The 23,438-nt window shown below is 42.7% G+C and carries 25 protein-coding genes; 9 read left to right on the top strand and 16 right to left on the bottom strand.

Annotation, left to right across the window (positions count from 1 at the left end; translation table 11 throughout):
- Positions 1 to 101 precede the first annotated feature (101 nt).
- Together ED605_RS14745 and ED605_RS06795 are read left to right on the top strand one after the other, a co-directional pair.
- Entirely contained in the window at positions 102 to 476 is a 375-nt protein-coding gene (locus tag ED605_RS14745; RefSeq protein WP_225419068.1) for an MFS transporter, read from the top strand.
- Positions 448 to 1,419, top strand: coding sequence for an MFS transporter (locus ED605_RS06795; RefSeq protein WP_225419067.1), 972 nt, complete (start codon positions 448 to 450; stop codon positions 1,417 to 1,419). The genes ED605_RS14745 and ED605_RS06795 overlap by 29 nt, the downstream gene beginning before the upstream one ends.
- 133 nt (positions 1,420 to 1,552) lie before the next feature.
- On the opposite strand, the gene ED605_RS06790 is transcribed toward ED605_RS06795, so the two are convergent.
- On the bottom strand, positions 1,553 to 1,744 hold the full coding sequence (locus ED605_RS06790; protein ID WP_121978138.1) for a hypothetical protein: 192 nt from the start codon (positions 1,742 to 1,744) through the stop codon (positions 1,553 to 1,555).
- A 165-nt stretch (positions 1,745 to 1,909) separates the two neighbouring features.
- Between ED605_RS06790 and ED605_RS06785 the strand changes: the two genes are divergently transcribed.
- Positions 1,910 to 2,986, top strand: a complete 1,077-nt coding sequence (locus ED605_RS06785; protein WP_121978137.1) for a S66 family peptidase — start codon at positions 1,910 to 1,912, stop codon at positions 2,984 to 2,986.
- A gap of 84 nt (positions 2,987 to 3,070) precedes the next feature.
- Here the strand turns inward: ED605_RS06785 and ED605_RS06780 are convergent, their stop codons facing one another.
- The 10 genes from ED605_RS06780 to ED605_RS06740 form a co-directional block, all read right to left on the bottom strand.
- On the bottom strand, positions 3,071 to 3,319 hold the full coding sequence (locus tag ED605_RS06780; RefSeq protein ID WP_121978136.1) for a metal-sensitive transcriptional regulator: 249 nt from the start codon (positions 3,317 to 3,319) through the stop codon (positions 3,071 to 3,073).
- Positions 3,320 to 3,321: 2 nt separating this feature from the next.
- Positions 3,322 to 4,977, bottom strand: coding sequence for an FAD-dependent oxidoreductase (locus ED605_RS06775; protein ID WP_121978135.1), 1,656 nt, complete (start codon positions 4,975 to 4,977; stop codon positions 3,322 to 3,324).
- A gap of 64 nt (positions 4,978 to 5,041) precedes the next feature.
- Complete coding sequence (locus ED605_RS06770; protein ID WP_121978134.1) at positions 5,042 to 5,347, bottom strand: rhodanese-like domain-containing protein; 306 nt, start codon at positions 5,345 to 5,347, stop codon at positions 5,042 to 5,044.
- 155 nt (positions 5,348 to 5,502) lie between these two features.
- Positions 5,503 to 5,616 (bottom strand): putative metal homeostasis protein, encoded by a 114-nt coding sequence (locus tag ED605_RS14595; RefSeq protein WP_162919764.1) that lies wholly within the window; start codon positions 5,614 to 5,616, stop codon positions 5,503 to 5,505.
- A gap of 28 nt (positions 5,617 to 5,644) precedes the next feature.
- Entirely contained in the window at positions 5,645 to 5,914 is a 270-nt protein-coding gene (gene rpsN / locus ED605_RS06765) for a 30S ribosomal protein S14 (protein ID WP_121978133.1), read from the bottom strand.
- Between the two features lie 13 nt (positions 5,915 to 5,927).
- Positions 5,928 to 6,077 carry a 50S ribosomal protein L33 gene (gene rpmG / locus ED605_RS06760; protein ID WP_121978132.1) on the bottom strand — a complete coding sequence of 50 codons (150 nt, stop codon included), beginning with the start codon at positions 6,075 to 6,077 and terminating at the stop codon, positions 5,928 to 5,930.
- 42 nt (positions 6,078 to 6,119) lie between these two features.
- On the bottom strand, positions 6,120 to 7,247 hold the full coding sequence (locus ED605_RS06755; protein WP_162919763.1) for an NAD(P)/FAD-dependent oxidoreductase: 1,128 nt from the start codon (positions 7,245 to 7,247) through the stop codon (positions 6,120 to 6,122).
- 216 nt (positions 7,248 to 7,463) lie between these two features.
- Positions 7,464 to 8,258 (bottom strand): ABC transporter permease, encoded by a 795-nt coding sequence (locus tag ED605_RS06750; RefSeq protein WP_225419066.1) that lies wholly within the window; start codon positions 8,256 to 8,258, stop codon positions 7,464 to 7,466.
- Positions 8,233 to 8,946 (bottom strand): ABC transporter ATP-binding protein, encoded by a 714-nt coding sequence (locus ED605_RS06745; RefSeq protein ID WP_121978129.1) that lies wholly within the window; start codon positions 8,944 to 8,946, stop codon positions 8,233 to 8,235. Before ED605_RS06745 ends, ED605_RS06750 begins: the two co-directional genes overlap by 26 nt.
- Positions 8,930 to 9,316, bottom strand: a complete 387-nt coding sequence (locus tag ED605_RS06740; protein WP_121978128.1) for a GntR family transcriptional regulator — start codon at positions 9,314 to 9,316, stop codon at positions 8,930 to 8,932. Before ED605_RS06740 ends, ED605_RS06745 begins: the two co-directional genes overlap by 17 nt.
- Before the next feature lie 258 nt (positions 9,317 to 9,574).
- Between ED605_RS06740 and ED605_RS06735 the strand changes: the two genes are divergently transcribed.
- Entirely contained in the window at positions 9,575 to 10,465 is an 891-nt protein-coding gene (locus tag ED605_RS06735; protein WP_121978127.1) for a 3-hydroxyacyl-CoA dehydrogenase, read from the top strand.
- Positions 10,466 to 10,567: 102 nt separating this feature from the next.
- On the opposite strand, the gene ED605_RS06730 is transcribed toward ED605_RS06735, so the two are convergent.
- Positions 10,568 to 11,977: an MFS transporter gene (locus ED605_RS06730; RefSeq protein WP_121978126.1), complete on the bottom strand. Its 1,410-nt coding sequence runs from the start codon at positions 11,975 to 11,977 to the stop codon at positions 10,568 to 10,570.
- A gap of 439 nt (positions 11,978 to 12,416) precedes the next feature.
- Between ED605_RS06730 and ED605_RS06720 the strand changes: the two genes are divergently transcribed.
- Positions 12,417 to 12,941, top strand: coding sequence for a GNAT family N-acetyltransferase (locus tag ED605_RS06720; RefSeq protein WP_121978124.1), 525 nt, complete (start codon positions 12,417 to 12,419; stop codon positions 12,939 to 12,941).
- Between the two features lie 32 nt (positions 12,942 to 12,973).
- Here ED605_RS06720 and ED605_RS06715 read toward each other — a convergent pair whose 3' ends face one another.
- Positions 12,974 to 14,905: a S53 family peptidase gene (locus ED605_RS06715; protein WP_225419065.1), complete on the bottom strand. Its 1,932-nt coding sequence runs from the start codon at positions 14,903 to 14,905 to the stop codon at positions 12,974 to 12,976.
- A gap of 196 nt (positions 14,906 to 15,101) precedes the next feature.
- A complete protein-coding gene (gene mmuM, locus ED605_RS06710; RefSeq protein ID WP_121978123.1) occupies positions 15,102 to 16,049 on the bottom strand; it encodes a homocysteine S-methyltransferase in 948 nt (315 codons plus the stop codon).
- A gap of 156 nt (positions 16,050 to 16,205) precedes the next feature.
- Between mmuM and ED605_RS06705 the strand changes: the two genes are divergently transcribed.
- Positions 16,206 to 17,552: an amino acid permease gene (locus tag ED605_RS06705; RefSeq protein ID WP_121978321.1), complete on the top strand. Its 1,347-nt coding sequence runs from the start codon at positions 16,206 to 16,208 to the stop codon at positions 17,550 to 17,552.
- Positions 17,553 to 17,636: 84 nt separating this feature from the next.
- On the opposite strand, the gene ED605_RS06700 is transcribed toward ED605_RS06705, so the two are convergent.
- Complete coding sequence (locus ED605_RS06700; RefSeq protein WP_121978122.1) at positions 17,637 to 18,965, bottom strand: aspartate kinase; 1,329 nt, start codon at positions 18,963 to 18,965, stop codon at positions 17,637 to 17,639.
- Complete coding sequence (locus ED605_RS06695) at positions 18,962 to 20,173, bottom strand: homoserine dehydrogenase (RefSeq protein WP_121978121.1); 1,212 nt, start codon at positions 20,171 to 20,173, stop codon at positions 18,962 to 18,964. Before ED605_RS06695 ends, ED605_RS06700 begins: the two co-directional genes overlap by 4 nt.
- A gap of 74 nt (positions 20,174 to 20,247) precedes the next feature.
- Here ED605_RS06695 and thrC point away from each other — a divergent pair, with 74 nt between their 5' ends.
- From thrC to ED605_RS06680, 3 genes are read left to right on the top strand one after another with little or no spacing between them, the layout of a single operon-like run.
- Positions 20,248 to 21,756: a threonine synthase gene (gene thrC, locus ED605_RS06690; protein ID WP_121978120.1), complete on the top strand. Its 1,509-nt coding sequence runs from the start codon at positions 20,248 to 20,250 to the stop codon at positions 21,754 to 21,756.
- Positions 21,728 to 22,633 carry a homoserine kinase gene (gene thrB / locus ED605_RS06685; RefSeq protein WP_121978119.1) on the top strand — a complete coding sequence of 302 codons (906 nt, stop codon included), beginning with the start codon at positions 21,728 to 21,730 and terminating at the stop codon, positions 22,631 to 22,633. The genes thrC and thrB overlap by 29 nt, the downstream gene beginning before the upstream one ends.
- Complete coding sequence (locus ED605_RS06680; protein ID WP_121978118.1) at positions 22,611 to 23,045, top strand: ACT domain-containing protein; 435 nt, start codon at positions 22,611 to 22,613, stop codon at positions 23,043 to 23,045. The genes thrB and ED605_RS06680 overlap by 23 nt, the downstream gene beginning before the upstream one ends.
- The last annotated feature ends 393 nt before the right edge of the window (positions 23,046 to 23,438 follow it).

Below are 23,438 nucleotides of genomic sequence, written 5' to 3'. Positions count from 1 at the left end.
TTTTTGAATCGACTTGTTTTTCTTAACAATGATGCACTATTATAAGATTATTCACATTAATACTTTATTAGAAAAAAGTTCATTTTAAGGTGGCGGAATTCGTGGAAATTACAGGTCATGACTCAAACGTTCAAATTGTCAAAGATTTTAGCAGTAGCTTAATTAGTTCGTTTTCTGGCGACATGTTTTCGTTCGCTTTAGGATTAATGTTACTGAATGCAACCGGCCTGTCGCTTAGTTTTGGGCTCTCGATGATTATTATGCCAGTTGTTAACTTGGCCGGCTTGATCCCAATTGGTAATTTGATTGACTCACACCGACATAAACCCTTGCTACTGGTCAATCTCGGAATTCGACTGACTGCTTTAGTGATTTATGCCCTTACCATCAACCTATTTCACGGAGTGGGCAAAATTATCCCAACGATCATTTTTCTACTGATTAATTATGCCACGGTCAGCCACGGTCAGCGTTAGCAATAGTGGTTATAATGCTTCCGTGCACGAATTGGTTAACACTAGCCATATCCAAAAAATTAACTCACTGTCCCAATCAGCCACCTCATTTGCGACTATCTTTTCGCCGGTGGTCGCAGCTTCACTTTATACAATCATTGGCTTTGATGCCTTTATTCAATTTGAATTGATCGCTAATGGCTGTGCTTTACTTATTTTAGCCACCATGCATTTTCACTATCAGAATGGATCGACACGTGCCACCACCGAGCAGTCGGCCTCACAATGGACCGTCTTCAAAGCCGGGCTTCACTATATCGCCAATGAGCCCTTTTTGAAATATGCGATTACCGGTGCAGTCATCATTAACCTGCTATTTCCTGTAATTGAAGTTGGTTTGCCATTCATGATCATTCACCAAATACACGCGGGCAATCAAACTTTGGGGATTTTAAATGCGATGGTGGCCTTGGGCATGTTAATCGGCAATTTAGTCATCACAGGCATGCCGGAAATCAAGCGACTAACCAGAGTTCTAGTCACTTTTTTCTTTACATTAACAGGTGCGATTATCGCTGTCGGCTTTGTTTTGGGGATGATCATTAACCTATTAGCCTTACGACTGATTGGCGGCCTAATGACCTTTATCATTGGTTTTTCTTTAGCCTTCTTAAATACCCCGATTAGTATCTACCTTCAGGAAACGGTTCCGCCAGCACTGATTGGTCGGGTTTCAGCAACCCTTATGGCGGGCGTCATGACATCCACCCCGGTTGGCACCATCATCTTTTCCGTTCTCTTCCAGGTATTTCCAACCAGCCTTAACTTTATTTTTACGGGGATTGCATTGACTGGATTTAGTTTCTATTTGGGATACCTTCTCATTAAAGTTAACCCCAAGCCGAAATTTGAGACAGCCCATATTAACAGGGCAGAGAGCCAAGAACCGGGGCCTAATCATTAAAACTCGATTACCAATTAAATTTAGATAAAATTCAACCCATTCAGTAAGAAATAGGCTTTCGTAAACCGTTATCATCAGCTGTACGAAGGCCTATTTTGGATGTTTTTTCAAATGTTTCACTTAGAATCTGTCATTAACGACGGCCGATAAACGCACTGATAATATACGCTACCCCAGCTATTGCCACAAGCAAATATGCCCAAAAGTATAGATCAATCCGAAAATGATTATCAAAAATAAAGAACCCATTCAATAAGACAAGGGTTACTCCAACCCAAAAGTTGCCTTGTTGGTAAAAATGGGGCCGCTGCTGATTCGACTTCAATACCTCCCCCTCCTTACTCAATTGTTAACTAAAGATTATCACACGAACAAGTATGCTCAACTTCAGAACGTCTTTAAAGACCATTTCATTATCCAATATCGCTTGTTGAAATCCTTCAGTCAGCCTATAATCAAAAGTAACTTTTTCGTTAAGGGGGTCTTTAGATTGATTAAACCACACATGCTCCATGTCGGTGATAAAGTAGCTGTTGTGAGCCTTTCCGGTGGCATTTTAGGCGAACCCGTCGCCCACCATCAACTGACGCTGGGAATAAACCGACTCAAAGAATTCGGGCTGGATCCAGTAATCATGCCAAACGCTTTAAAGGGATTGGCTTTTTTGAAGAATCACCCGGAAGCCCGAGCCGATGATCTTAAACAAGCTTTCGCTGACGAGTCGATTAAGGGCATCATTTGCGCAATTGGTGGCAATGATACTTATCGACTATTGCCCTATCTGTTGGATAACCCAACCTTCATCAAAAACGTGAAACAATCGCCTAAATTATTTACTGGTTTTTCGGATACGACCATCAATCATTTGATGTTCTACCAGTTAGGAATGACCAGTTTCTACGGTCCGAATTTCCTCAATGATCTGGCTGAATTAGATCATGAGATGCTGCCATACACCAAACATTACTTTCAGCAGTATTTTCAAAACGAGCCGACCGTTGAAATTAAGTCCAGCCCGATCTGGTACGAAGAACGAACCGATTTTTCGCCAGCTGCTCTGGGAACATCCCGCGTCACTCATCCGGAAAAACACGGTTATGAAGTTTTGCGCGGCTCGGGAACTGTCACCGGTCCACTGCTTGGTGGCTGTATTGACAGTCTTTACAGCATTTTAGCCGGTGATCGTCAGGCGGACGAAAAGCCAACGGCCGAAAAATACCATCTTTTTCCAGATAAGGCTGATTGGCATGGAAAAATCTTATTTATTGAAACGAGTGAAGAACAGCCTAATCCGGTTCTCTATCGTCAAATGTTACTAAAATTAAAAGACGTCGGCACACTCTCAGCCGTTGCTGCTATCATTGTAGGAAAGCCCCAAAATGAACGCTACTATGATGAGTACAAGCAAGCACTGATCGATGTCACCAAAGACCTCCATACACCAATTCTGTTCAATGTTAATTTTGGCCATGGCTATCCAAGAACTGTCTTGCCCTATGGCATCAATTGCCAGATTAATTTTGACCAAAAGATAGTTAAAACTGTTGACCCTTGGTTTAAAGATTAAATTTACAAAAAATCAGTGGCTTGGCAATTTTGAAACGGTCATTTTACCGCGACATTACCAAGTCACTGATTTTTCTTTATTTAGTTATAACTTCGTAATCATTTTCAAAGCTGCTTCAACATTTTCATCGGTCTGCTTACCAGTTTCATCTAAACAACGACGTAAATTCTCAGCAACTACCAATCCCATCACTTTATCAACGCTGGATCGAACTGCCATTAGTTGGGGCATAATTTCCTGACAGGATTTGTCTTCATCCATCATTTTTAAAATGCCCCTGATTTGGCCTTCGGTTCGTTTCAAACGGTTCGCAATTTTCGGATCACACGTCATACTTAATTTCCCCCTGAATGTTGAATTCGTTCTGGATAGGCGGCACTGTACGTTAAAAAGGCCCCATCCAGATTTTTAACTTTAAACCCGTGATTCTTCAAAATTCGTTCGGCAATATAACTTCTTTGACCACTCCGACAACTGACAATCAGTAATCGATCCTTTGGCAACTCACTCAATCGTGACCTTAAGTCATCCAACGGGAAATTAACGGCATTGGGCAATCGACCATCCCGTTCGAGTTCCTTTGGATTTCGAACATCAATTAAGTAGGCACCCGCTTTAACAGCAGCGTCGACTTCATCAAATTGGAGATTATCAGAAAGGCCCTCCACCAAATTTTCAGCTGCGTAGCCGATCATATTAACCGGGTCCTTGGCCGAACCAAATGGTGGCGCATAACTCAGCTCAAATTCCGGCAAGTCAAAAACGGTCATATGATGCTTAATTACCACTGACAAAACATCAATTCGTTTATCAACCCCAGCTTTACCAACCGCTTGTGCGCCATATAACACACCGTTTTTGGGATTAAACATCAATTTGAGTGACAGCGGCGTGCCACCTGGATAATAGGCGGCATGACTCTGACCAGTAATATGAACTGCCTGATAAGGCATCCCTGACTGTTTTAACTGAGCCGTATTTAAACCAGTTGCGGCAGCTGCCATCTCAAACGATCGAACAATGGCCGTTCCAATGCCGCCAAGGTTACGCCGATGCCGGCCCATTATCACATCGGCCACTTCACGTCCCTGACGATTGGCCGGTGACGCCAACGGAATCGACGCTAATTTCCGAGTTAATAACTGTTTAACAAGAATCGCATCGCCAACCGCGTAAATATCATCAACCGAAGTTTGATAATGATCATCCACGATAATGCCACCGCGATCGCCGGTTTTAATACCGGCCGCTTGTGCCAATTCAGTATCGGGTGTAACACCAGCGGCCGCAATGATCACGTCTGCTTGAACCGTCGATCCATCGCTTAATTTAAGCTGATGATCGGCTAGTTGTGTCACCCGGTGATTGAGTTTCAACTTCACGCCGTGCTTTGTTGTTTCACGTGAAACGATTGCGGCCATCTCGTAATCCATAAACGGTAGAATGTGATCTCCCGCCTCAATCAGTGTTGTTTTAAGTCCCCGCTTGGTTAAATTTTCTGCCGCCTCAACGCCAACTGAACCGGCCCCGATAACTGCCGCCGTTTTGGCATCCTGTTTTAAAGCCGCCATAATGCGATCAACATCTGGAATGCTCCGGAGTGTAAAAATTTCACTTGCATCAGCCGTTTTATCAATTGTTGGCATCACTGCTTTGGCCCCTGGAGATAAAATCAACCGATCATAGTGAAGTGGAGCGGATTGACCATCGTGGTTAATGATAACCTGATGCTTTTCCGGCTCAATTTTAACGACCTCGGTATTTGGTCGAACATCCAAATTAAATCGCTTTCTCAAATGTTCGGGTGAAGCCACCACCAACGCATCTCGCTGACTGATCTCTCCCGATAGATAATAAGGCAAGCCACAGTTGGCAAATGACACATATGGCCCCTTATCAAGCACGATAATTTCAGTTTCTTCCGACAGTCTTCTAAGTCGGGTCGCCGCGGACATACCACCGGCAACGCCACCCACAATCACAACGCGCATGTGCTTCCTCCTGACAGTTTCAAATCTACTCATTGCTATTCTTTATTGACCAGTCGCACCTGAATCATTTAACCGGTCCGTCCCATGCATTCATGCCACCCCTGACATTAATCACCTTGTAGCCGGCTTTACTGAGAAACATGGCTGCCCGTTTACTTCGAGCGCCGGAACGGCAAATTAAATACCATGGCTGATCCTTGGAAAAGTGCTGCACTTCATCTGCTAATCCCGATAGTGGCAAATTAATTGCAGCTGGGATATGGCCTGCCTGATACTCAAATTTTTCTCGAACATCGACAATCGTTGGATGATGATCAAGTTCTTCTTTTAATTGATCGGTAGTGATTGACTTGAATTTAGCAAATAACAATTTATGATCTCCTTTTATATACCCGTGGGGGTATTTTCTCTAATCATAACGGTTTTTTGCAGTTTTGTAAATACTAAAAAGGCTGAAGACGTAATATGTTGTCTTCAACCCGTTTATAGCGCTTGTTAAATTATCAACCACTGATCAATCAGCGGCTATTTCAACCCCTGACGCTTGGCATCTTTAATAATTTTTAATGCCCGTTTACGTGTCTTAATGCTGGGGCTTTTTAGCCGACGGTAAGCGCTGGCTAAATCTTGCTTTTCCAAAGTAATCCACTTCTTTTAATAATTGAAATTACCAACTGGCCTTATGCACACCCGGAATTTGACCAAGGTGAGCATATTTTCTGAAGTTCAAACGTGACATGTCGAATTTTCGCATGTAGCCACGAGGACGCCCATCAATATGATCACGACGGCGCATCCGAATTGGATTGGAATCCTTTGGTAACTTAGCTAAAGCTTCATAATCACCTTTTGCCTTCAATTCGCGCCTCAAGTCTGCATACTTGGCTACCAATTTTTGTTGTTTTTCGTACTTTGCAATTTTTGACTTCTTTGCCATGAAAAAATCTCCTTTATTTAGTTTCTTTAAAGACTGCCCGTCTTTTTAATTTTGGTGAATATTTTTTTAACTCGAGCCTGTCAGGATGGTTTCGAACATTCTTACTGGTTAAGTATAAGCGCTCACCAGTTTCGACACATTCCAGAATAATGGTTTTCCTCAAAATTTCAACTCCTATGCTCAATCCCAAAAGCTTCGCCAACGATTAACCGTCGCAATTGATGTGACACTGACCAAAATCTTGAAGATACATCCCCGCTCGTCGATACATTGCCGTTACCTGAGGGTTAATTTCAATGCCGATGCGGTGCAGGATCGTTTCAGCCAACGGGGCAAATCGCTGTCGATATTTGTAAATGTAACATAGATTCACCGATCCGTGCTGCACTTGCGGCCCCAACATGAAAACATTGGCGGCAACCGTTGATTCATCATGGAGGTCTAATACCGGCCGATTGCCTTGAATCACAAACAGTTTCTTGACTAACGGACTTTGGGCACTGGCAAACCCAGTCGCAAAAATCGGCTGGTTATGTGTCTTAGTAATCGTGCCGTCCCGAAACAAAATAACGTAATCGTCACCATCCCGATCATGCTTAATCGCCAAAACTGTCTTCCCAACAGCCAAATTAATTAAATCTGCGTGGGCCATGTATCGTTCATAAGTATAGGTGGACAACCGCCGACTCGGATCCGGATCATTAGACCTAAAGGCACTGTTTGTCGCAAATAAATCACTAACGATATTTTTCTTAGCCAAGTTCACTGCCAGATCAAACGCCGATTCGTTACCCCCGATAATCACTTGTTCCTGACCAGCTTTAAATCGTTGATAATTTTTAATTGCGGCATAGTGAACGCCATAAGCCGCACCCGGAACGTCGGGAATAAAGGGATAAGCGTAATCACCAATTGCGATTAACACAAAATCGGCAATTAATGCCGCATGATTAGCGAATTGTAATTCATAGTGCTGATCCGCCAGCACCCGAATCGACTTAACGGCAGTTTTGGAGAGAACCGGCAACGCTTTTAGCCGAGCAACCTTTTGCAAATAATACGCGTAATCATACCCGGAAAGATGTTCAGCGCCCAGTGTATAAGCGGGAGACGTTTCCGGTGTCACGGCATTCAAATCGGGAAACCCAAAGCCGTTTGTTGTAAATGAAGGCGAAATAAACCGGGTTGCCGGATTCCAGTGTCGAAAACTATCCGCCACCTGTCCCTTTTCCAAAATGACAAAGTCGCGGAAACCATATGATTTAAGGGCCGCGCCAAACCCAATGCCAGCAGGACCGGCGCCGATGATGGCAATTGCAACATGCTGTGTCATAAAGAAATCGATCCCTTCCAAATGCCCGTTAACAGTTAGCATGTAAAGGTAAATAGTAACCGTTACGTTTTAGTATTATGACAATTAACCGGTAATTTGTCAAGCCCACAAAACAAAAATAAGTTCAATGCCTGAGTTGATAATGATCACTGACGTATTAAAAAAGCCGAAGCAATTGCTCCGACTTTTCTTGATCACGTTTCGTTAATTAAATGTCTAGTTGATCGTCTCAACCCAGTTTCTTAACAGGTAAACATTAACAACTGATTCCAGCGCGGCAACAATCAACAGTGAAAAACCAGCCAGATAGATTTGATAGAAGGAATCCCCATTTCCCATACCAGTGAATAGATCGCCAATCGGATTAATAATCTTCGACAAAATGTAGACGGAGGCAGCGATCACCACCACGTACAAAATAAACCGGTATAATCGCGATCGACTGTCTGGCAGGAAGGCCATCAAGGCGCTCGTAATCAAATGAACCATGCTGACCGAAGCCCACATCAGAATTGCTGCAGCCAACATTAAGAAAATCAGCCCAATCAGGCCACCCAACACCTCACTCGTGTTAGCTGAACTGGGCGCCGAATCTCTTAACCCTTTTTTAAATGCATCCAGTAATTGATTAAAGTTCATTGCAGCTGCAACTGTGCTGAAAATGAACTGCGTCACCATCAAATAGATAAAACTAATAAACGCCGACAAGAGGTTAGCCGAGTAAAGACCCGTGTCGCTAATTGGAACCAGCCGATAAGCGTCGCTGACAAAGATATGCTCGTTGCTTCGGGCAATCAGAATGAAAGCAACCATGTAAACAATCATCGAATAAGACGATGTAACAATCAGCGGGCCATTTTCACTTAACTGTCCTCGATAAACCGCGTATAAGATTGTCAGCAAAATGGCAATAATATCCAATACCAACAACCGATTAATTATTTGAACCTTTTGACGTGTCATCGTATTTGTTAGTGTGCCAAAGCTAGTCATGTAACTCAGTCCCTTCATATACTTTCTCGTAGTACTCTTCAATTCCTTCACCGAACTTTTCCCGAATTTCTTCGGTACTACGCTGTGTAAAAATCGTTTTATCTTTAATAATGACGATCTCATCTAAGACACTGGCAATTTCGGAAACGTAATGGTCACTAACTAAAATCGTCGCGTCATCCGGTTTCCAACGAATAATACTGTTGATAATTTTTTTACGGGACATGCTATCAATCCCACCAAAGGGTTCATCCAACAAATAAACTTTAGCACGTCGGGAAAGTGCCAACCCGATCACTAACTTTTCCCGCATCCCGCGAGATAATTCAGATAGCTTTTGGTCTTCGTTAATTTGAAGAAAGCCTGCCATCTCGTTATACTTTTCATCTGAAAAATCCGGGTAAACGTCTTCGTAAAAGCGAACGATCCGTTCAATTTTCATATTTTGATTAAAGCCACCCAGTTGCTCGCTAAAGCTGACAATGGCCTTTTTTGACGCAATATGAGTTTCGTTTGCAACATTAATTTGGCCTTGATAACCTTTAGCAACTCCGGCAATCAAGCGCATTAAAGTCGTTTTACCAGCACCATTTTCACCCAGTAAGCCGACGATCTTACCAGTATCAATCGTTAAATTAACATTGGATAAAATCGGCTTCATATTTTTCCGATAATTAAGATTTGTGATTTCAATTGCGGCTGTCATTTTGATCGTCCTCCTGTTCTTTGACGTATCGATTAACGTATTCCAAAATTTCCTGATCACTGACGCCTAATTTTTGCAGACTCTCATACATTTGCTTTAACTGTTCCATTATTAACTGATCCTTTAAAGCTTGAATTTTACTTTCATCTTCAGTGACAAAATTTCCTTTTCCCCGTTTTGATTCAACCATTTTCTCAGAAACCAATTCACTTAGCGCTCGTTGAATTGTATTCACATTGACTGTTAAATCAACGGCCAGCTTTCTAACTGCCGGCATCTTCTCGCCGGGTTCCAGTTTGCCGGTAACCATTTGTCGATAAATGTATTCCTTGATTTGATAATAAATCGGAATCTTGTCATCAAATTCCATTGCGGCTCCCCTCCTCAGTGTCATATCTTACTATTACACTATAACATATCTTCACTAAAAGTCTAGTAACTGTCTCAAACAGTTTTTATATTTTCCTAATTTCCCTATTTCTCCATTTCCCGATTTCCCTTTTAAGTATTCGTGAAGTAGCCACTTTATAAAATCACAGGCGTTCTAATTGCTTTTCACAAGTCTTCTGATTATATTTAAGTTGTTAGGAAAAGAAAACGTTTACATTATTGCAAGGAGGAATTTTTCATGGTAATCAAAAAGGTAACCGTTGCCGGTAGTGGCGTTTTAGGGAGCCAGATTGCTTTTCAAAGTGCGTTTAAGGGTTTCGACGTCACCGTTTATGATATCAATCAAGAAGCGATCGACAAAGCCAAAGCACGGATCAAAAACTTGCGCCCTGCTTATCATCGGGATATTGCGGCTAGTGATGAGGCATTCGATGCCGGCCTTAATCATCTGACATACACGGATGACCTTGCTCAGGCGACAAAAGACGCTGATCTGATTATCGAAGCCGTTCCTGAACGACCAGATATTAAACACGATTTCTACCAAAAAATCAGCACCTTGGCGCCAAGTAAAACCATTTTTGCAAGTAATTCATCAACTTTGGTGCCAAGTATGTTTGCGGCTGACACCGGTCGACCAAAGCAGTTTTTGAATATGCACTTTTCAAACCAAGTTTGGCTAAACAACACCGCCGAAATTATGGGGTCACCTGAAACCGACCCGGCAGTTTATAACGAGATTGTTCAATATGCTCGAGATATCGGGATGGTACCAATTCAACTAAAGAAGGAACAACCGGGCTATATTCTTAATTCCCTACTGGTTCCCTTCTTGGACGCTGCTGAAAAGCTTTGGATTAACGGAGTTGCCGATCCGCACACCATTGATCGAACCTGGATCATTGCGACCGGTGCTCCCTTTGGTCCATTTGGGATTTTGGACGCTGTCGGAATTCGAACTGCCTATAATATCACAGCTGCTGAATTACCGAACAAACCGGAATTGCAGCCAATTCTCGATAAATTAAAGGAATTATTGGATCAAGGAAAACTCGGCCAAGAATCTGGCGAGGGCTTCTATCAGTATCCCAACCCAGAATTTAAACAGCCTGACTTTTTAAAGGGCTAATCCCCCCGAATCCATCAATTAAACCCCGTAGAAGCAATGTGCGAAAGCGTTACTTCTACGGGGTTTTAGTTAACTAGCCAGCTCTTTAATCCACTGGACAAGTTACTCATTTTTTGAAACTTTAATTTTAAATAATTTTGTGAAGAACCAAAAATTAACTGTCCCAATTAATAGAATTAATCCAAAGGCAATTTGACTACCCAGGGCAACATTTTGCGCATTCGTCAAGTGAGGTACCGTTATTGAACTCATTAAAACGGCCATCACCGTTGTTCCGATTGATCCGGCAACTTGCTGTCCTGTACTATAAACGGCATTGGCATCGTTTCGAACGTCTGTACTCAAAATTTTGAGGCCATAAGTCATACTATTTCCAAAGGCCATCGATCGGCCCATCGCAAAAAACAAGTACAATAAAATAATTGCCCAAATGGTTAAGTGTCGGCCAAACGCGGTAAACCCAAGTGCGGTTACGAAAAATAAAGCATTTCCCAGGTATAGTGGTAGTTTGCCACCGTATCGATCCAACATCCACCCGTAAATCGGCTGTCCCAAGCCATTCAATACACTACCGGGAAGCAGTACCAGCCCACCAACAAAGGCGCTGGCGCCATCAACCACCTGAACGTAGTTTGGCAACAAAAAGTTGATCCCGATATTTGAAGCCTGAAGCAGAATATAAGGAAGAAAACTATAGATGAACGAGGGATGTTTAAACACTGACAACTTAAATAAGGCCTTATGACTATACTTAGAACGCCAGCCAAACAAGCTGAAAGTGATGACCGTAACTACAAAGTATCCCAGGCAATCAAGCAACCCATTTGGTTCACCCATAATGTTCAGTCCCATGATTAAGCTGGTCAAACCAATTGCCAACAACGCAAACCGCAACCAGTCGAATTCATACTTTCGTGTCGGCACGTACTGTTTGATTTTAAAAACGCCGAGAACCAGTAGCAACGCCGTAATTGGCAACGTTATCCAAAAAATCATTCTCCAACTCGCAAAATAGGCAACTGTCCCGCCGAAAGTCGGACCTAAAGCCGGTGCAATCAAAATAATCAAGTTCGCCATTCCCATATAAGTTCCAAACTTTGTCGCCGGTACCGTATCCATAATGATATTCACCATTAGTGGACCGGTTAAGCCAACACAACCAGCCTGAATCAGCCGTCCCAGTAATAAGACCCAGTAGCTGCCAGCAATGCCACCTAGAAAATCACCAGTCATAAATAACAGCGCGGCGCAAACAAACAACTGCTTATTGGTAAAGCGGCGTTTTAAAAAGGCGGATGTCAACATCAAAAGCGCCACTGTTAATAAATACCCCGTTGTCACCCATTGAACCGTGGTTAACGACACATGAAACTGTTTCATAAGTGTCGGAAAGGTAACATTCATGGATGTTTCAGTCAAAACACCCATGAACGTCATTAATGAAATGATTGAAATAACGAAGAATGGGTGGGTCTGTTTTTGGTTTTCGTTTGAAGTTTGCGTTTCGGTCACGATTCAAGTCCCCCAATATGATTTATTAAACGTTAAGTGCGCATTTAATCATCATAAACCCGTTTGAGGGGAAGAAAAAAGGCTTTATTTTAGTGAAATACATCAAATAATGCCTAGATTAAAGCCATGAAAAGCTTTCGCCGGATCGTTGTGATTCATCAATTTAATTTGATTAAGTTGATTCCCAATCCTTAAATAAGGTATAGTGAATACAAGAATACGTAGTGGAAGAAGGGGTTCACGTGAGATTATTAATTGGCATTACTGGACTCATTTCAATGTTATTGTGTATCGGTGCAGTGATCTCACTTTTTCTCGGAAACGAACAGTTAGCGCTTCCGCTAGTAATTATCGGGACTGTGATCATGCTTCTCAGCTGGCTAGTCACGGCAAAACTTACCCGTAAATCGAATCGAAAATAATTAATGGAGATGTTCAAGTGCAAATTAGGACCGTCCGCAAAGAAGACTACGCCGCCATTTCAAATTTAATCATGACGGCTTTTTCAAAATCACCAAGTGGCTATAGTAACGAAGCTGAGCTGGTAGAAAAGCTTCGACTGGCACCAACTTACCGAAAGTCATTTGAAGTTGTGGCCGATCAAATGGGCCAAATTGTCGGCCATGGGCTGCTTAATGAAGTGAAGGTAAAAAACGCATCCCAATCAACAACCGGCTTGTGTTTGGCCCCGTTGTCAGTTGCACCAGCCAAGCAAAAACAGGGGATTGGGCAACAAATCCTGGCCGAATTGGAGCAACGAGCTAAAAAAGCTGGTTACCCATTTATCAGTGTCCTGGGTTGGCCGGATTATTATTCCAAGTTCGGCTATCAAAGAGCCAGTTTATTTAAAATCAAACCACCATTCCCAGCTCCAGATGATACGTTCATGATCAAGGCACTCACGCCAAATGGCCTCAAGGGCGTCAACGGAACGGTGCAGTATTTACCGGCTTTTGGAATTTAAAGACTTGCTCAATTTTTTCTTGAAATACCTCCCTATTGGTAAACTTTTGCTAATTGTTCGAAATTGGGAATCCCCAGACCGGTTGCCTGATTATAAATTGTCCCCGGTTGGCCAACATAATATAAATTGGAGTTGTTTTGAGTACGATTAAGCGGCGTGAATGGTGAATCGGCTTGCTGGGCCAATTGATAAATCTGGGGATTCCAAAATCCCATCCGCTTTCGACCGGGTTGACTGTTAATCAAGGCAGTGACGGCAGCATATTGTGGTGAAACAACGCTAGTCCCACCGCCATCAGACCATGCATGTCTAGGGTGATCCTTAATCCTTTGATACATCCAATAACCAGTCATCTCATCTGCATTCGCTGAAACATCCGGATAATTCCGGCCGTAATCGACTCCTGAAATAACTTGGTGGCTAAAAGCCGGTTGGCCAAGTGCTGATAGGAAGTTTTGAGCCTTAAAAGTATTAATTCCCGGTACATTAAGCTGGTATGCCGGCGTTGAATAACAATGATCAAAACCGCCTGCACTTCCAGCCACAAACCCATTCAGTAAGCCTGGGTTGGCCTGAAAAACAATCGGGTGTTTTTTCAAAAATGGCCAGAGGTAGTCGGTTCCCCAGGCACGCTCACGTTTATTAATAATTGATTCTTTGGGGCTGCCTTTTAAGTGCAATGGTAATGTGGTACCTCCAACAGAGGTGATCAGCTGATTAGTATCCGAAAAATCTGAAGCATCGAGTGTCCGATCAAGCAATAACTGATTTCGTTTGACCGATTTAACCATATATTTGTAAGCACCAGCATCACCGGAAGCAATAAAATTGGAAATTCCTTGAATCGCGCCCTGAGCTAACACGAACGTTAATAATTGTCGATAAACCGGCGTCAATAAACGGCGATGTCGTAAGATTGAAACAGTCCCACTATCCATTAACCCCCAACTGTTGGTCGTGCTGCTAACAATATTGTCATTAAAAGCTTTTTCATAAGCGTCAATAAGATTGGTCAATGTTGGTGCCCCATTTTTAACCAGATAGATTTTCACATTAGCATCAGGGGCGACTGAACCGGCATATTCAGCATCCATTGTCGTTTCATCAGAGTCCGACTCACTATCTCGAGTATTATATAACGGTGACAGGATCGGCTGGACCGTCAACCTTTTTCGACGAGTGGAAACTTTTTCATGATGCCAAAAGTGATAGATGTTACTTTCCCGGGCACCTTCAAGTGCAATGATGCCAACGGTTTGACCTTTGCCAGTCAATCCTTTTTTGTAAAGTGGTGTCACGTGATAGTGCTTAGTGAATCTATCCGTGAACCCCAATTTAAGTGGCATCTTTTGAACTGGTTTCCTTAAAAAGGGTAAGTCGATATCTGAATCGGCGTTAATGTAATGTCGATTATGATCCGTCAGACCCACAATTGTCCAAACTGTTTCGCTTAATTTGCGTGGAATGTGAGGTAATTGATCACCGAATTGAACAACATTTTGGTGATAACACGCGGTATTCAAATTTGTTCGAAACAGGTGGTCAATTTTGTTCACCCTTCCAAAGACACGGATCATCAAGCGGTTTTTTAAGGGAATCGCTTTCAATGAATAGCGTCGTAATAATCGTTGCCACTGATCAATGGTTGCCTTTGGAGCCCCAAACTTCATGCCAATTTCTGTTGGCGTTAAAAAGTGTTTGAAATCAGAACTACCGGGTGTATTGATCGAAAGCGCCTCTTTTTCAAGATTGCATCCAGGTTTTGGCTTTAAAATAATATCAAAACTGACTTTTTGGTCGTTCTTAACCCGTGTTGGCGGCTCATTTTTAGTTGTCGTCAATAATTGGTACATCTTTGGGACTGATAAAACTGTTTTAGCAGCTGTATGAATCTGTAAATCCATGATCAGCCAGCTGCTCACTACTAATGTCATCAAGATCGTTTTTCTCAGTGAATTCTTCAAAATAGTGTGCCACCCTCTAAATTGGATTGTCGATTAACCGGCAACATTAAGATAATAGCATCGTAACAAAACTTCGAGTTTAAAATAAGTGTGGCTTTCTTTACACGTCATTTACATCGAAAGCAAACACTGCCTTCGCCAAAAAATCGGAAACCTCTTAATTTAGGTTTCCGATTTGACTTCACAAAGATAATTTCTATTGCACACTTTCAGCAACCTGCTTGATATCAGCCGGCGTTGTTCGACAGCAACCGCCAATAATTTTAGCACCAGCAGCCAGCCACTTAGGCGTTAGTTCAGCAAAGTTCGTCGCATTGGGGTTAGGTGTCCAGGTTTTCGTTTTCGGATCATAAAGATCGCCATTGTTTGGATAAACAATAATTGGTTTTTGGGTATTTTCCGCAATCGTTTTAATACTGGCTTCAATTAAGTTCATCGACGTGCAATTTACTCCAATTGCACTAATCTGAGGATTGTTCTCGAAATAAGCAACGGCTTCTGCCAAGGGTGTCCCATCACATAAATGACTTGGATCCTTAATACTAAATGACAACCAGGCAAAGTGATGCGGAAACTTGTCTCGCAGAAGGCCCGCCAATGCCTTAGTTTCTTCAAAGTTGGGTTGCGTCTCAAACGCAAAAACGTCAACGCCGGCTTCTGCCATTAAGCGCATCCGACGTTGATGAAAATCGCGATAAGCTTCAGTCGATAATCGATAATTGCCGGTGTATTCACTGCCATCCGCCAGATAGGCACCGTATGGTCCAACACTGCCAGCTACCAGCGGGTACAATGCTCGCGCTGCCCGACGAGAAGTTGGTAATGTGGCGTAAAATTCATCACGGGCTTCTGACGCCAACCGAACAGCTTCGGTAATCAGGTGCTCACTTTGAGCCTCACTAAACCCAGCTTTTTTAAAGCCTTCAACATTAGCCTGGTAGGTATCGGTGATGGCAATATCCGCACCAGCTTCAAAGTAACTGGTATGAACTGCTTTAACTGCTTCTGGGTGATCGATCAATGCCGTTGCCGACCACAACTCATTTGCCGTATCAACGCCATGTTTCTCTAATTCGGTCGCCATGGCGCCGTCCAAAACCAGTGCCCGATTGCTTTTTAAATCTTCCCTGATTAAATCTGTCATCATTGTCCTCCAATAATTTTAGCTTGTAACTTCGCTTAATTTAGTGCATTCTGTTATGTATTAGATTCTAATCATTTTAGCGCAAAATGAGAAAAAATCAATTGCCTGGAGGTGCTTTATTTGAAAACAAAACCACATATTGCCCTTGAACGTAAAATGGAATCTCGACATCTTCTAATGATTTCACTAGGCGGCGTCATTGGCACTGGGCTGTTTTTAAGTTCCGGCTACACAATTCATCAAGCCGGCCCAATTGGAACTATTTTAGCTTATGGAGTTGGCGCCATTATCGTGTACCTGGTGATGCTGTGTTTGGGAGAATTGTCAGTTGCAATGCCTCAAACCGGATCCTTCCACGTTTACGCTGACAAATTCATTGGCCCGGCTACCGGGTTCACTGTTGCAATTCTCTACTGGCTGACATGGACGGTGGCGCTCGGATCCGAATTCACAGCAGCTGGTTTAATTATGCGCACTTGGTTTCCCAATTCGCCAACCTGGATTTGGAGCTTGTTATTCATGGTACTTATCTTCACTTCAAATGCCCTGTCAGTGCGCTTTTTTGCCGAAACTGAATTTTGGTTCTCAAGCATTAAAGTGATTGCCATTATTCTATTTATCGTTTTAGGCGGTTTGGCCATTTTCGGAATCATCCCAATCAAAGGGTATTCACACGCACCACTTTTTCATAACTTAGTAAAAGATGGCCTTTTTCCAAATGGTTTTAGGGGTGTGTTTACCACTATGCTCACAGTTAATTTTGCTTTTTCCGGGACTGAATTAATCGGGGTAACTGCCGGCGAAACTAAAGATCCGGAAAAAAATATTCCAAAAGCTATTCACACAACTTTGCTTCGGTTAGTGATCTTTTTTGTCGGCAGTATCACGGTCATGGCAGCCTTGATCCCTTGGCAAAAAGCCGGTGTTAACCAAAGCCCGTTCGTTCTGGTTTTTAATCGAATCGGGTTACCGTTTGCCGGTGATCTGATGAACTTTGTTGTTTTAACGGCCATTTTATCTGCAGCTAATTCTGGGCTCTATGCAGCAACCAGAATGCTGTGGTCTTTAGCTCATGAGGGCATGATCCCATTAAAGTACGCCAAAACCAATTCCCATGGTGTGCCGATGATTGCGTTAGTTCTCAGCATGTTAGGCGGAATCTTAGCGCTCATCTCAAGTGTGATCGCCGCCTCGACTGTCTATTTAGTTTTGGTTTCAATTTCTGGATTAGCAGTGGTGCTGGTCTGGATGGCGATTGCTTACTCTGAAATCAAATTCAGAAAGAGGTGGCTAAAGGCTGGTCATCGCAAAGCCGATTTGAAATTTAAAACACCCTGGTATCCACTGGTACCGTGGGCCGCTTTCGTTCTTAGTCTTCTGTCCTGTCTCTTAATTGTCTTTGATCCAACTCAACGGCCTGCACTGTTTTATATGATTCCGTTTCTAATCGGATGTTACTTGGTTTATTACGTAAAAACCAGTCTTAAAAAATTCAAGCATTAAGTCAAGTCTGTTTCTCAAAAGATTATCGATAAATAAAGCCGTCCTTCTTCATCGGGCGACTTTTTTGTTAGATTGACCATTAATCTAAATGGCCATTCTCAACTTTTTTTCGTTTGCGTTAACATTACGATAGATCTTTTCAATCGTTTTTTCATAATCCTGATTAGCAACCCCAAAGACCAGCTTAATATCACTGCTCTCTTGGATAACCAAATGAATCTTAATTTGACTGCTGTCCAAAATATCTAAGATTTTACCAGCAATTGCCGGACGCTTACTTAGTTGATCAGATACTACTGCCACCAAAGAAATCCCGGTCTCCAACTTAACGCTATCTAAATCAACCTCGTCCTCAAGCGCATTGATAATTGCTTCGACTTGATTAGCAACGGCTGAGCGTTTAGCAAGAAAACTAAACGAATCTGTTCCAGAAGGTAAGTACTCAAAGGAAACGTTGAAGCGCTGAATAATGGCAAAAACCTGTGATAAAATATCAAGTCGTTTACTCAACTGATACTTGTTGATCGAGATAATGACATAGTCTCTTTTGCCGGCAATTCCGGTTATCAACCCAGCCGCATTCTCTCTGACATGATCAACAACCAATGTGCCATCCTCTTCGGGGTGATTGGTATTCAAAATGGCAATTGGAATTTGCTTTTTTCTAACCGGCTGAACAGCTTCCTCTTGAAAGACACTGATGCCCATGTAAGATAATTCCTGCAACTCTTCATATGTCAGCTCATTAATCTTTCGTGACTGATCAATAATTCTTGGATCGGCCATTTTAATTCCCGAAACATCCGTCCAATTCTCATAAAGATCGGCATTTAACAAATTTGCCAAAATTGCGCCCGAAATGTCAGATCCGCCACGAGGCATCAAATGGGTCATTCCCGCTTCATCGACACCATAGAAACCGGGAACCACAATTCGCGAACTTTGTGAAATAATTGCTTTCAGCCGGTTCCCAGCGGCTTTATAATCGAAGTGATCACAGCTGAAGAACATAAATCGACTGGCATCAATAAACCGAAACCCCAAGAAGTCTGCCATCAACTTAGCCGTCAGAAATTCTCCCCGAGAAACCAGGTAATCATGGCTGGCTTGGGGAATTTGCTGCTTAATGGTTCGTAAATCATCTTCAATAGCCACGTTTAATCCCAGTTCATCCCGAATCGCCACAAATCGTTTGGCAATATGATTGAAAACCGGCAGATAATCTCGTCCTGCATCGCGCAATTGTTCAATTTTGATTAACAAATCGGTAACCTTGACAGGCTCACTGACACTTTTACCAGCCGCACTCACCACAATAGCCCGCCGATCGTCATTTCCCATGACAATTGCTTTAACCTTTTTAAACTGTTCAGCATCAGCTACCGAACTCCCGCCAAATTTCGCTACTTTCATGCTGATTCACCCTCTTTGCTTGGTAGACTGGCCATAAAGGCCGTTTCATCTTTTTCCAAAACCCGTTTCATCAAGCGGTGCATTTCGCCAATCGGAATTTGCTGAACCAGAAGATAGTCGCCCCGCGTGCATGGATTGAATTTCGCAAACAAATGCGCACAATCGATTTCCGAACGCACAATGTAATTGCTTCTGGTCATATCCGACCGGTACTTCAACCGGCTCTTAAAGCCGCGTTTTAAATGCTCTTTTTTCTGGAAAATATCCAAAATATCTTGAATCACCGCATTGGCCGTTGGGAGTTGCCCAGCTCCCTGACCCATAAACTTCAAGTTACCAATCGTTTGACCATGTAATGAAATCAGATTGTAATTGTCGCAAGTATTCGCCTCAAGGGTATCACCATGATAAAGCGTCGGTTCAACAACATAGTCAAATTCGTCACCGCGTTGGTGGCTCTTGCCCATTAATTTGACCGTATAGCCTTTACTGGAGAAATGGGCAATATCGTCTTCGGTAATATTCCGAATCCCAAAGATCGGCAGTCCTTCCGTCGGCTTCACAAAGTAATCGTAAGCAATATCACAGCTGATACATAATTTATTGGCAACATCCAGTCCGTCAATATCAGCACTTGGATCGGCTTCAGCATATCCCAGCGCCTGAGCTTTTAATAAGACTTCGTTGAAGGTTTCGCCACTTCGTTTCATCTGATCAAGAATAAAATTGCTGGTGCCATTGAAGATCCCTTGAATCTTGTTAACGTCATCAACCCGTAAAGCACGTTCCAATCCTTGAATCCAAGGAATGCCCCCACCAACACTGGATTCGAAGTAGAACTTGACGCCATTTTCATCGGCCACTTTCGTAAACTCATCCATGTAACGGGCAATCACCGCCTTATTAGCGGTGATCACGTGTTTCTTATGTTTGAGCGCTTCAAGTATGTACTGATGTGCCGGTTCAATCCCGCCAATGACTTCAACCACGACATCAAGATCCTGATCATTTAAAATTTCTTCATAACTGTCAGTCATTTCCGGTAATTCCGGTTTTTTATTTTTTCGAATCAACACATGTTTGACATGGAGGTTTTGGGTTAAACGATTTGCCTTCTTAATAATTTTATAGACACCTGTTCCGACCGTTCCAAACCCCAGTATTGCAATATTCACAGCTTCAACCTCCCGTTTCTCTCTTTTGTTCATTAATAATAAACACTTGTTTTTTAACTGAAAACAGATTATCATAATAGTCACAGAAATGCAAGGAGTAAAAGTCGATGAATAAAAATTATACGAGCACCAGAAACAATTCAGTCTCTATATCAGCTAAAGAAGCAATTAAAAAAGGGTTTGCCGATGACAAGGGCTTATTCGTTTACCCAAATCTGGGAGAGGACCAGTTGGATTTGCAAAAAATCCTGACTCTGGACTACTCAGAGATTGCCAAAACCGTCCTGGCAAAATTGTTGCCGGACTTCTCAACGGGTGAAATCGCTGAAAGTGTTGATCAGGCTTATCAGTCAAGCTTTGACTCAGATAAAATTACGCCAGTCGTCAACGTTGACGACTTTCACGTCTTGGAATTGTTTCATGGTCCAACCAGTGCCTTTAAAGACGTTGGCCTTCAGCTTCTCCCACAATTGATGAAGCACGTTCTGGTTAACGATCAGAAGGTCATGATCTTAACTGCTACCAGTGGTGACACTGGGAAAGCGGCTCTGGAAGGATTTAAAGATCTCGATAACATGGGCATCATCGTCTTTTATCCCGATGGCGGCGTCAGCAAAATTCAAAAGCTGCAAATGGTGACAACTGGTGGCCATAACACCCGGGTTGCAGCGATTAAGGGTAATTTTGATGACGCGCAAACAAATGTTAAATTAATTTTTAATGATAACACATTAAGAGCACAATTAGGAAGTGCTGTCAGTCTCTCAAGTGCCAATTCGATTAATATTGGCCGATTAATTCCCCAAGTGGTTTATTATTTCGATGCTTATAAACAGCTCGTCAATAACGGCGACATCAAGGTCGGTGATCAAGTCAATTTCACTGTTCCAACCGGTAACTTTGGTGATGTTTTGGCCGGTTATTACGCAAAACTACTTGGTTTACCGGTTAAAAAGTTTGTGATTGCCTGCAACGAAAATAATGTCTTGGCAAACTTTTTTGAACACGGTGTCTACGATCGAAATCGACCGTTCTTCCAAACCGTAGCACCCAGCATGGATATTCAAATTTCCAGTAATTTTGAGCGCCTACTCTACTACAAAAGTGGCCAAGACAGTACTTACGTCAAACAATTGATGGACGACTTGGAACAAACCGGGAAATATCAGGTTTCACCGGCAGTTTTAAAAGCCATTCAAGCCGACTTTTACTGCGGCTATAGTACTGACGCCGAGATTGAAGCGTCAATCAACCAAGTTTATGACTCAAACGGTTACCTGATGGATCCTCACACCGCAGCGGGCTACAAAGTCATGCGGGACTATCAAAAATCAGATCAGACACCCATGGTCCTGCTCAGTACTGCCAGTCCTTATAAATTTGTCAATGCTGTCGCCAAAGCCGTTTTACCAGAAGAGGCTGATTCACAAGATGTGCTCCAAACCATGAAAGATCTGGCCGCTAAAACCCACGCACCAATTCCCGAGAATCTACAAAAGGTTTGGCAATTACCGGTCCGACATGAAAGTGTTATTCAAAAGTCAGATATGAAAAAATACGTTAAAGAACAAACGGAGGCCGTTTTCTATGATAAAGATCAAAGTTCCAGCAACTAGTGCCAATGTCGGCGTCGGATTTGACTGTATGGGTCTGGCGGTTTCATTTTACTCAACAATCAGTTTTGAAGAGAGTGCCGAAAAGCTTGAGATCACTGGGTGTCCAATTGAATTTCAAACCGAAGACAATTTAGTCTACCAAGCCTTTGTGAAAGGGTGTGATTACCTGGATAAGCCGGTACCAAACATTAAAATTTCAATCGATACCGACGTTCCAGTGGCTCGCGGGCTTGGTAGTTCATCCGTCTGCATCGTTGCCGGTTTAAAAGCTGCCAGCACCTGGTTTGACAATGCTATCTCTTCCGACCAGTTGCTGGTGCTTGCTACTGAAATGGAAGGCCATCCGGATAATGTAACGCCAGCCATTCTTGGCGGTCTCTGTGTCTCTTTCTTGGACGAGCAAAATCGCCCGACCGTCGTTAAGTATGATGTCAATGACCAACTGAACCTTGTCGCACTAATCCCGAATTACGAAGTTAGCACGCGAGCTGCCCGAAAAGTACTGCCAAAATCAATGAGTTACGCGGATACCATTCATCAGGTCAGCCGATGCGCGGTGATGACAAAAGCTTTAGAGTTGGGTGACATGCACTTAATTCATAAAGCATGCGATGATCGAATGCATGAACCCTATCGAGCAAAATTAATTCCGGATTATGCTCAGGCAAAAGCCATTTCCGAGCAATCAAATGGTACTATGTATATTAGTGGCAGTGGTTCGACAATGATGGCAATCACGCCCAATGAAAAATCAGCAGATGCCATTTTGCAAAATGCCAAAACCGCCTTTCCGGATTGGAAAATCAGAAAATTGGCTGTCGATCTGACTGGTGTTCAGAGTGAGGTAATTGAACGTGGAAAAGTACTACATCGTTGATAGCTCGATTCTCCCTGAATCATTTGATAAGGTCATTCAGGCGAGACAATTGTTAGAAAGTGGCAAAGTCAGGCAAGTCAGCGAAGCCGTGAAGATTGTCGGGATTAGTCGTGGAACGTATTATAAATATAAAGATTTAGTTTTTTTGCCGGAAGAAAATATGATTGATCGAAAGGCCGTCATCTCACTGATGTTGGAAAATCGCCGTGGCATGCTTTCAAAAATTCTGCAAACCGTTTCTGAATCAAGTGCCAGCGTTTTGACGATCAACCAAAACATTCCCATTCACAATATCGCCAGTATTGTCATTTCCCTAGACTTAAGTCACCTAACCGGGACAGTTGATGACCTCTTAAATAATCTCAAACAAATCAGTGGTGCAAGTAACGTCCAGCTGGTTTCGATTGAGTGATGACGTAAGTTACTGGTTCCGCTCACTTTCTTAGGACAGCTGCTTCAAGCAATTCACTGCGTCTAAGGGATCACTTGAAAAAATCCAAAGGCAGGATTTCTCCAAGTGACGCCTTAGTCTCCGTGAATTAACCGCTTGAATCCGCTCACTTTTTAGGACAGTTACACCCAGCAAACTCCTGCATGTAAGGGATCGATTGGATAAATCCAAAAACAGGATTCCTCCAATCGACGCCTTACACTCCGGAGTTTAATCGCTGGCTTTCGCTCACTTTATTTGACAAATTCTTCATTGCCTGCTATTTTTAATGGTGTTAATTTCATTTGATTTTAATATTGTTATCTAAACAAGTTGATTCGGAAAGTAGTTTTCAAACATTGTTCAGAGAGTCGG

Origin of the sequence: Lentilactobacillus raoultii (assembly GCF_900411375.1) — a bacterium.
Classification (GTDB): domain Bacteria; phylum Bacillota; class Bacilli; order Lactobacillales; family Lactobacillaceae; genus Lentilactobacillus; species Lentilactobacillus raoultii.
Note: the sequence above shows the minus strand (reverse complement) of the source record. Positions and strands in the feature narration are given on the sequence as shown.

Coding starts and splice junctions, on each gene's coding strand:
- ED605_RS06700 (WP_121978122.1), bottom strand. CDS start 18,965: ATGAAAGTAGCGAAATTTGGCGGGAGTTCGGTAGCTGATGCTGAACAG.
- thrC (WP_121978120.1), top strand. CDS start 20,248: ATGAATAAAAATTATACGAGCACCAGAAACAATTCAGTCTCTATATCA.
- ED605_RS06695 (WP_121978121.1), bottom strand. CDS start 20,173: ATGAACAAAAGAGAGAAACGGGAGGTTGAAGCTGTGAATATTGCAATA.
- ED605_RS06705 (WP_121978321.1), top strand. CDS start 16,206: ATGGAATCTCGACATCTTCTAATGATTTCACTAGGCGGCGTCATTGGC.
- ED605_RS06775 (WP_121978135.1), bottom strand. CDS start 4,977: ATGCGCGTTGTGATTGTGGGTGGCGTTGCCGGTGGTATGTCCGCGGCG.
- thrB (WP_121978119.1), top strand. CDS start 21,728: ATGATAAAGATCAAAGTTCCAGCAACTAGTGCCAATGTCGGCGTCGGA.
- ED605_RS06780 (WP_121978136.1), bottom strand. CDS start 3,319: ATGACGTGTGATCCGAAAATTGCGAACCGTTTGAAACGAACCGAAGGC.
- ED605_RS06735 (WP_121978127.1), top strand. CDS start 9,575: ATGGTAATCAAAAAGGTAACCGTTGCCGGTAGTGGCGTTTTAGGGAGC.
- ED605_RS06745 (WP_121978129.1), bottom strand. CDS start 8,946: ATGACAGCCGCAATTGAAATCACAAATCTTAATTATCGGAAAAATATG.
- ED605_RS06755 (WP_162919763.1), bottom strand. CDS start 7,247: ATGACACAGCATGTTGCAATTGCCATCATCGGCGCCGGTCCTGCTGGC.
- mmuM (WP_121978123.1), bottom strand. CDS start 16,049: ATGACAGATTTAATCAGGGAAGATTTAAAAAGCAATCGGGCACTGGTT.
- ED605_RS06750 (WP_225419066.1), bottom strand. CDS start 8,258: ATGAAGGGACTGAGTTACATGACTAGCTTTGGCACACTAACAAATACG.
- ED605_RS06795 (WP_225419067.1), top strand. CDS start 448: ATGCCACGGTCAGCCACGGTCAGCGTTAGCAATAGTGGTTATAATGCT.
- rpsN (WP_121978133.1), bottom strand. CDS start 5,914: ATGGCAAAGAAGTCAAAAATTGCAAAGTACGAAAAACAACAAAAATTG.
- ED605_RS06740 (WP_121978128.1), bottom strand. CDS start 9,316: ATGGAATTTGATGACAAGATTCCGATTTATTATCAAATCAAGGAATAC.